The organism is Micromonospora foliorum (assembly GCF_022229015.1).
Lineage (GTDB): Bacteria > Actinomycetota > Actinomycetes > Mycobacteriales > Micromonosporaceae > Micromonospora > Micromonospora foliorum.
The window spans coordinates 1-8,509 of record NZ_JAKKFF010000282.1 but is presented as its reverse complement, the minus strand read 5'-3'; the positions used below and the strand labels follow the sequence as shown (position 1 = coordinate 8,509).

Below are 8,509 nucleotides of genomic sequence, written 5' to 3'. Positions count from 1 at the left end.
GGGGCGGCGGGTGCCGGAGCGGGGGCGGCGGGCGCCGGGGGCATGGTCGAGCGCGGACCGGTGTAGCCACCCGCCTGTACGGCCGGGGTGGTGTCCCGCGAGTCCAGCGGCGACTGCCACTGTGCGGGCGCCGGCGAGCTGGTCCGCCACTGGTCGGGCAGCGTCGCCGCCGTCGTGGCGGCACCGGCGAACTGCTCGGCGTGACCGACCGGGGTGAGCGGCGTCTGCTCCACGGCCATCGGCTGACGCGGCCGGGTGAGCACCTGCTCGCGGCCCCGGTTGCTGGGCAGCACCACGGTGGCGGCGGGCAACGTCACCTGGGCGACGGTGCCACCCTCGACGTTGCGGCGCAGCTCCACCCGGATGCCGTAGCGGGAGGCGAGCCGACTCACCACGGCCAGACCCATCAGCCGGAACGCGGCGACGTCGACGCTCGGCGGGGCGGCCAGCCGCCGGTTGAGCGAGTCGAGCTGCTCGTCGGTGAGGCCGAGCCCACGGTCCTCGATCTGGATCAGGACGTAGTCGCGGATCCGCCGACCGTCGGCGACCACCGTGGTGTTCGGCGGCGAGAACCGGGTGGCGTTGTCGAGGAGTTCGGCGACGAGACGTACCACGTCGTTGACCGCGTGCGCGGCCACCGAGATGTCGGTGTCGACCGTCCCGAACTCGATGCGGTTGTACAGCTCCACCTCGGACTGGGCGGCGCGCAGGACATCCACCACCAACGCGTCGTCACGACGCGGTACGGCGGAGTCGGCGCCGGCCAGGACCAGCAGGTTCTCGTCGTTGCGCCGCATTCGGGTGGCCAGGTGGTCCAGTTCGAAGAGCTGCGCGAGCCGCTTCGGGTCCTCCTCGCCGCGCTCGATCGCGTCCAGCTCGCCGATCATCCGGTCGACGAGGGTCTGACTGCGGCGGGCCAGGTTGAGGAACATCGCCGAGACGCTGGTACGCAGTGCCGCCTGCTCGGCGGCGACCCGCACCGCCTCCCGGTGGACGACGTTGAAGGCCAGTGCCACCTGACCGACCTCGTCGCGGGTGTTGAGCTGGATGGGGTCCCGGACCTGTCGGACGATCTCGTCCACCCCGCCGTCACCCACGCTGCCCATGTTCTGCAGCCGCTGCACGGCGTCGGGCAGGTCGTGGTTGGCCACCGAGAGGGCGCCCTCACGCAGCCGGCGCAGCGAGTGGTTGAGCGAGCGGGCCAGCACCACGGCCAGCGACACGGCGATGATGAGGGTCAGCAGCACCAGGACCGACTCGACCACGGCCTGCCGGATGACGTCCGAGCGCGCCTGGTCGGCCTGCTGGAGCAGTCGGTCCTGCAGTTGGATCTCGGCCCAGCGCATCAGGTCGTTGACGGCGCCGATGGCAGCGGTGGCGTCCTGCGCGGTGACAAGCGGGCGCTGCCCGACCGAGCGGGTGATGTCGGTGGCCACCCGGTCGGCCAGGCCGACCGCGTCACCGGAGACGGTGCTGTCGACCAGGGCGCGCTGCACCGGGTCGGCGGCCAGCGAGAAGGCGACCAGGGCCTCCTGCTGACCGGTCAGCGTTGCCACGAAGGAGGAGAACTGCTCCGAGTCGAGCTGGCCGGCCGTCAGCGCGGTGAAGGCGACGGCCTCTTCCTCGGCCACGGAAGCCTTGGCGCGGGCGAAGGCGGAGACCGCGCGGCGGCTGTCCGCCAGGCTCTCGTCGCCGGGCAGCTGGGCCAGGCCGTCACCGTACGAGACCAGGTCGGTGAGGATGACCCCGTAGCGGAGCACCGCCTCGGCGACCGCCATCTGCCGGCGGTCCAGCACCTCCTGACGGGTGCCGTCCAGGGTGGCCAGGTGCTCGTCGATGACGGCCAGCCGGTCCCGCAGGGCGGCCGGCACCTCGCCGACCCGGCCCCGCTCGGCCCGGTACTCGTCCACCTGCTGCTGCGTCTTGCGGACCCGCAGGTTGTACGCGTCGGCCGGCTGCTGCGGGGCGGCCAGGTAGGCGGCCGCGGCCATCCGTTCGGCCTGGAGGTCCTGGGTGAGCGCGCTGACGTCGACGGAGAGGGCGGTCAGTGCCCGGGCCTGAGTGGCGTCGAAGGCACCCTCGCCGACCGAGATCAGGCGGACCGTCGCCAGCGCGATCACCGCCGCCACCGGAACAACCAGAATCAGTGCCAACTTGGACCGGATCCGGGCGTCACGCAGTCTCGGCATCCGTCGGCGCGTACGCCGGCTGCTGTCGCCGAGCGCGGGCAGGGTCGTCGGTCCGGTGCTCACGACATCGCCTCCGTCGTTTCTTCCCCGCCTGAGCCGCCGAGCCATGCCGTAAGCGGAGGGGACCACGCGCGGCACGGCCGCGATTTCATCAGAGATGATCGTGTTTGGGAAGCCGCAGTGAGGTAGGAAACGGTCGGACGGAGCGCATCCCGTGATCCGGGCAACTGATACCTTCATTTCCGCAAGCCCCTGAACAGGGCATGTAACTCCAGAGTGGTCACGCGTGTATGCAAAGTGAGCTTTTGCAAACATTGCGTTACCCCAGCATGTGGGATGGCCGTCCCGAAAATGCTGCCGGGGTCCGCGCTTGACCACAGCGCCGGCCATTGGCAAGGTTTTGCAGGCTTCGCGCACACCGTACGGCAGAGGAGATCCCGTCCTCCACTGAGGACGGATTAGCGGCGGTGACCGGGCAGCGCCCGCGCCCGCACCTGGAGGACTGAGTTGAGCCCCATCCGCTCCGCGACCATCGCGGCGCTCGCATCGGCCGTAGTGGCCACCACGCTCACCGGCTGCCAGTTTGGCGGAGCGGAGCAGGACACGAGTCCGATCGTGATCGCTGCCGACCTCGAACTCTCCGGCGCCGCCGCCACGGTTGGCCGGACATACCAGCGCGCCCTCGAACTCAAGGTCGAGCAGTTGAACTCCTCCGGCGCGTTGAACGGCCGGAAGATCGATCTCAAGGTGAAGGACAACCGTTCCGACTCGGCCGAGTCACTTCGCAACATCGTCGACTTCAGCAGCGATTCGAAGGTCAGCGCCATCATCATGGGCGGCTGCAACGAATGCGCGGTCGGTGCGGTCGGGACCATCAACGAGAAGCGGATTCCCACCATTGCGCTAGCCGCTTCCGGCGCGATCGCCGCGCCGGCCGCCGAACGGCGCTACGTGTTCAAGCTGGGCCCCAACGCCCCGGACAGCGCCGCCGCACTGACCACCGAACTGCGCCGCAACAACATCCGCAAGGTGGGGATGTTGGTCAGCGACGACGACTACGGCCAGGAGGGCGTGACCGCGCTCAAGAACGAGCTGGACAAGGCCAACATCTCGCTCCGACAGCAGCGGATCAAGACCACCGACACCGACGTCAGCCAGCAGGTGCAGCAGCTCGCCTCGGGCAAGCCCGACGCGATGGTCTTCTGGACCCCGCCGGAGCAGGCGACACTGGCCGCCACCACCGCCCAGCAGACCACCTTCCGTGGGTCGATCTACTTCGACGCGGGTGCGGCCGGCGACCTCTTCCTCGGCTCGGCGTCCAAGGCGACCGAGAAGGCCACGCTGATCTTCACGCAGACCATGGTGATCGACGACGTGATCGCGACCACGCCGGCCAAGGCGGCGCGGCGGCAGTGGTTCCAGGACTACACGGCACGCTTCGGTGGCTACAACGGGTCCTCGTCGTTCGCCGCGGACGCCGTTCAGCTGATCGCCGACGCCGAACTGCGCGCCGGTGGTGAGATCGGCAAGGTGGACCGCAACGGCATCCGGGACGTGCTGGAGACGTCCCAGATGGACGGCCTGTCCGGCCCGATCCGCATGACGCCGGACAACCACAGCGGTCTGATGCCGCAGGCGCTCACCACGCTTGTCGCCCGCAACGGCCGCTGGCGGTTGGCGGGGTAGACGCTTGACGGAACGGGCCGGCCTCCATGTGGGGGCCGGCCCTTCGCGTTTCTTGTGATTGATTCTTCTGGTGGGTCAGCGGCTGCTGGTGGTTTCTCGCACCCAGGGCAGGGCGATCCGCTCGATCACCAGGAGCGCCGAGTAGAGCAGGATGCTCACCAGCGCCACCAGCATGATCGCCGCCCAGGCGGTGGCGGCGTCGCCGATGCCGGCGTACTGCGTGATGACGTAGCCGAGGCCGCTCTCGCCGGCCTGGAACTCACCGATCACCGCGCCGATCGCGGCCAGCGGCATGGCCACCTTGAGCCCGACGAAGATCTGCGGAAGCGCGGCCGGGAAGCGCACCTTGCGGAACGCCTGCCAGCGGGAGGCGTTCCAGGACCGCACCAACTCGGCCAGGTCGGCCGGCGTGGTGGTCAGCCCGGTCGCGGTGGAGAGCACGATCGGGAAGAAGCAGAGCAGGAACACCATGGTCAGGATCGGCTTCTGCCCCCAACCGAGCGCCACCACCAGCAGCGGGCCCAGCGTGATCTTCGGTACCGCGTTCACCGCGACCAGCAGCGGCGTGAACATCCGCTCCACCGTGCGGGAACTGGCCAGGGAGAGCCCGAGCAGCACACCGGCGGCCACCGAGAGGGCGAACCCGGTCAGGATCTCCAGCGTCGTGTCCCAGGTGTGCTCCAGCATCTGGGCGGGCTTCTCGACGAACGCGCTGAACACGTCGCCGGGCGGCGGCAGGGCGACAGGGTGGACCAGTTCCAGTCGGGCGATCAGCCACCACGCCGCCAGCGCGATCAGGATGCCGACCGCGGGTAGCGCCACCTCGGCCCCGGCCCGAAGGCCCGCACCTCGACCCGCGCGGCCCGCCTCGGGGCCGGCGCTCGGGGGTGGGGGTTCCGTCACCGCCGGGTCCGCTGACCGGACGTCGGTCATTCCTGTCCTCCTCGAAATCTCACGGCCCGCCGGGGGCCGACGAGCGACGGGGGTACGCCCCACCGGGATCGGCGGGACGTACCCCCTGATGACGACCGGACGATCAGGCCTTCGGCGCGAGGCTGAAGTCGATGATCTGCTCGGGGGTGATGTTCTGCTTCAGCGCGCCGGCGCCCTGCAGGATGGCGATGCTCTTGGCGACCCGACCGCTGTCCAGGGTGCCGATCGCGGTGCCGGTGTTGCCGGAACGGACGTACGCGGCCATCAACTCCAGCTCGGCGGCGGCGGAGACCGGGTTGGTGGCGTCGACGTTCTTCTTCAGGATGTCGGCGGCCTCCTTGGAGTTCGCCAGGCTGTACTCCAGGCCCTTGAGCAGCGCCGCGGTGAACCGCTTCACCATCTCGGGCTTCTCCTTGGCGATCTTCGAGGAGGTGATCAGCACGTTGCCGTAGAGGTCCTGCATCACGTTGCTGTACGGCAGCATGACGGCCTTCTTCTTGGCCACCGCCTCGATCGTCGGCTGACCGACGACGAACTGACCGATGCCGTCCACCGACCCGTTGGCCAGCGTGCCGATCAGGTTCTGCGCCTCACCGTTGACCCACGTCACCTTGGTCGCGTCCACACCGGCGAGCCGGGCGTACGTCGGGAAGAGGTTGCGGACCACGGACCCGGGGGTGTCGGCGAGCTTCTTGCCCTCCAGGTCCTTCGGGGAGCTGATGTTCTTGCCCTCGACGGTGGCGATGCCCGCCATGGTGCGCTGCTGGATCGCGGCCACCGCAGTGAAGTCCTTCGCCTGGCCGTTGCCGAGCTGGAGCAGACCGCCGGTGAGGTCGATCGGGCCGAAGTCGGCCTGGCCGCCGACGACGGTCTGGATCACGCCACCGGTGCCCTGACCGGCCTTGATCTCGACGTCGAAGCCGGCTTCCTTGAAGAAGCCCTTGTCCTTCGCCACCCAGGCGTAGGAGTCACGGCCGAAGTTGCCGAACGAGGTGAGGTAGGTCACCTTCTCCAGCGTCTTGCCGTCGCCGCCCTTGGCATCGTCGGCCGAATCCGACCCGCTGCTGCAGGCGGAGACAAGGGCGAGGGCGGTGGCCAGCGCGGCCGTAGCGACCGTACGGGTCAGCCTTCTCATCAGTTGCACCATGTCCTTTCCGACCGGGGCCGGCAGGCCACCGGAGGGGGTTGTCGTGACGGGCCGGCGAGGGGGGTGGAAGCCGGGCGCCGCCGTCGTGAGGGGACTCTTCGCGGGCACAGCGTACGAGAAACCCACAGTTGCGACGCCAGGCGTATCGGGTTGCGGAACGGATACAACCTGACGACCACCCCAGCCGGTGTCATACCTCGACAGGGCGGTTAGCCTTTGGCGGATCCTGACCGTCCACTCAGCGGAGGTACGCCGGAGATGATCCGACTGTCCGGGGTGTCCCGTACCTTCGAGGGCCGATCCGGCCGGGTGGAGGCACTGCGCGGCATCGACCTCGACGTCGCGGAGGGCGAGTTCGTCGCCGTGCTCGGCCGCTCCGGCTGCGGCAAGTCCACCCTGCTGCGGCTGATCGCCGGGCTGCTCCCGCTGAGCGCCGGTGAGATCACCGTCGCCGGTACGCCGATCACCCGCCCCCGCCAGGACATCGCCATGCTGTTCCAGAAGCCGGCGCTGCTGCCCTGGCGCACCGTGCTGGACAACGTCATGCTGCCCGTGGAGATCTTCGGCTGGAGCCGCGCCAAGCACCGGGAGCGGGCCCGGCAACTACTCGACGTGGCCGGGTTGGCCGGCTTCGAGAAGCGGCTGCCGCACGAGCTCTCCGGCGGCATGCAGCAGCGGGTGTCACTGTGCCGGTCGTTGATCGGCGAGCCCCGGGTGATGCTGATGGACGAGCCGTTCTCCGCGTTGGACGCGCTCACCCGCGAGGAACTCTCCGGTGAACTCCAGCGGGTGCACATGGAGAACAAGCCGACAATCGTCTTCGTCACCCACTCGATCGACGAGGCGGTGCTGCTCGCCGACCGGGTGGTCGTGCTGAGCCCCCGACCCGGCCGGATCCGCAAGGTCGTCGACGTGACCATCCCCCGGCCGCGCACCCTGGGCCGCAACGCCCACCTCGCGGACGTCGCCCAGGTCAGTGCGGACCTGCACGAACTGCTGATGGAACGCGAGCAGCCGGCCACCGCCGGCGCGGAAGGACACTGACCATGCGGGTGTCGGTCTTCACCGAGCCGAACCGTGGCGCCAGCTACGACACCCAGCTCCGGTTCGCCCGGCTGGTCGAGGCCTGCGGTTACGAGGGCTTCCTCCGCGCCGACCACTACCAGTCGATGGGCGCCGACCCGGGCCTGCCCGGCCCGACGGACGCCTGGCTGACCCTCGCCGCGCTGGCCCGGGAAACCGAGCGGATCCGGCTCGGCACCCTGGTGACGTCGGCCACGTTCCGCCTGCCCGGTCCCCTCGCGGTGATGGTCGCGCAGGTCGACCAGATGAGCGGCGGCCGGGTTGACCTGGGCATCGGCGCCGGCTGGTACGAGCGCGAGCACACCTCGTACGGCATCCCGTTCCCGGCGGTCGGCGAGCGCTTCGACCGGCTGGCCGAGCAGCTTGAGGTGATCACCGGGTTGTGGGGAACCCCGTCCGGCGAGACCTACAGCTTCACCGGCGACCACTACCGGCTGGTGGACGCTCCCGCCCTGCCCAAGCCGGTGCAGGTGCCCGGCCCGCCGATCATCGTGGGCGGGCGCGGCCCCAAGCGCACCCCCGAACTGGCCGCCCGGTACGCCGACGAGTTCAACATGCCGTTCAAATCCGTGGCGGCCACCGCCGAGGCGTACGACCGGGTGCGCGAGGCGTGTGAGCGCACCGGACGGGCGGAGTCCGGGCGCGAGCCGCTGGTGCTCTCCGCCGGGATCGTCGTCGCCATCGGCCGGACCGACGCGGAGGCCCAGCGTCGGGCCGCGCCCCTGCACGAGAAGAGCGCGCTGCCACCGGAGGACCCGGTGGTCGGCTCCCCCGCGCAGCTCGCGCAGCGGATCGGTGAGTTCGCCGCGATCGGCACCACGCGGGTGCACCTACGCCTGATCGACTTCGATGACCTCGACCACCTTGAGCTGATCGCCGCCGAGGTGCTGCCCCAACTGGACGGAGCACGATGACCGACGTGATCGACGGAACCGAACTCGGACCGGTGGGTCAGGAGATCGTGTACGAGAACGACCGGGTCCGCGTCTGGCACATCCGCCTTGAACCCGGCGAGCGGCAACCGCTGCACCGGCACGACCACCCCTACCTGGTGGTGGCGATCGAGGGCGCCAAGAACGTCGTACAGACCGTCGACGGCACCCGGATCGACGCCGACGAGCCCACCGGCGGAGTGGTCTACCGGGACCCGGGCGCGGTGCACATGCTGACCAATGTCGGGGATACGACTTACCTGGCCCGGCTGGTCGAACTCAAGTAGACCCGCCGATGGCCACCGGCGTGCCGCGCGGCGCGCCGGTGGCGATCGGGTGTACCGGGTGCGTAACGTGCCGGACATGGCCTTTCGGACCTGGGGCAGACTGCTGCTCACGGCGCTCGGGGTGAGCGTGCTGGCCGGAGCCGGCCAGCTCGGCGTCGCATACGGTTTCGGCATCGTCCGCCTGACCGGCGCCTTCACCGGTACGACCGTCAACCAGTGGCCGGCCCAGCTCGTCTGGGTGGGCTGGTTCGC

The 8,509-nt window shown here is 69.9% G+C and carries 7 protein-coding genes; 4 read left to right on the top strand and 3 right to left on the bottom strand.

All coding sequences use genetic code 11. The features are described from left to right. On the bottom strand, positions 1-2,252 hold a 2,252-nt coding region (locus PSH25_RS20740), incomplete at its 3' end, for a sensor histidine kinase (RefSeq protein WP_238660673.1). 444 nt (positions 2,253-2,696) lie between these two features. Between PSH25_RS20740 and PSH25_RS20735 the strand changes: the two genes are divergently transcribed. Then, on the top strand, positions 2,697-3,875 hold the full coding sequence (locus PSH25_RS20735; RefSeq protein ID WP_238660672.1) for an ABC transporter substrate-binding protein: 1,179 nt from the start codon (positions 2,697-2,699) through the stop codon (positions 3,873-3,875). Between the two features lie 75 nt (positions 3,876-3,950). Here the strand turns inward: PSH25_RS20735 and PSH25_RS20730 are convergent, their stop codons facing one another. Continuing rightward, on the bottom strand, positions 3,951-4,808 hold the full coding sequence (locus PSH25_RS20730) for an ABC transporter permease (RefSeq protein ID WP_238660671.1): 858 nt from the start codon (positions 4,806-4,808) through the stop codon (positions 3,951-3,953). A gap of 103 nt (positions 4,809-4,911) precedes the next feature. Next, positions 4,912-5,943 carry an ABC transporter substrate-binding protein gene (locus PSH25_RS20725; protein ID WP_238660670.1) on the bottom strand — a complete coding sequence of 344 codons (1,032 nt, stop codon included), beginning with the start codon at positions 5,941-5,943 and terminating at the stop codon, positions 4,912-4,914. Between the two features lie 270 nt (positions 5,944-6,213). Here PSH25_RS20725 and PSH25_RS20720 point away from each other — a divergent pair, with 270 nt between their 5' ends. Genes PSH25_RS20720 through PSH25_RS20710 form a run of 3 tightly spaced genes read left to right on the top strand, consistent with a single transcriptional unit; the run spans position 6,214 to position 8,257 of the window. Beyond that, positions 6,214-6,999 carry an ABC transporter ATP-binding protein gene (locus tag PSH25_RS20720; protein WP_238660669.1) on the top strand — a complete coding sequence of 262 codons (786 nt, stop codon included), beginning with the start codon at positions 6,214-6,216 and terminating at the stop codon, positions 6,997-6,999. 2 nt (positions 7,000-7,001) lie between these two features. Then, positions 7,002-7,952 (top strand): LLM class F420-dependent oxidoreductase, encoded by a 951-nt coding sequence (locus PSH25_RS20715; RefSeq protein ID WP_238660668.1) that lies wholly within the window; start codon positions 7,002-7,004, stop codon positions 7,950-7,952. Continuing rightward, positions 7,949-8,257, top strand: a complete 309-nt coding sequence (locus PSH25_RS20710) for a cupin domain-containing protein (RefSeq protein WP_030329959.1) — start codon at positions 7,949-7,951, stop codon at positions 8,255-8,257. The genes PSH25_RS20715 and PSH25_RS20710 overlap by 4 nt, the downstream gene beginning before the upstream one ends. The last annotated feature ends 252 nt before the right edge of the window (positions 8,258-8,509 follow it).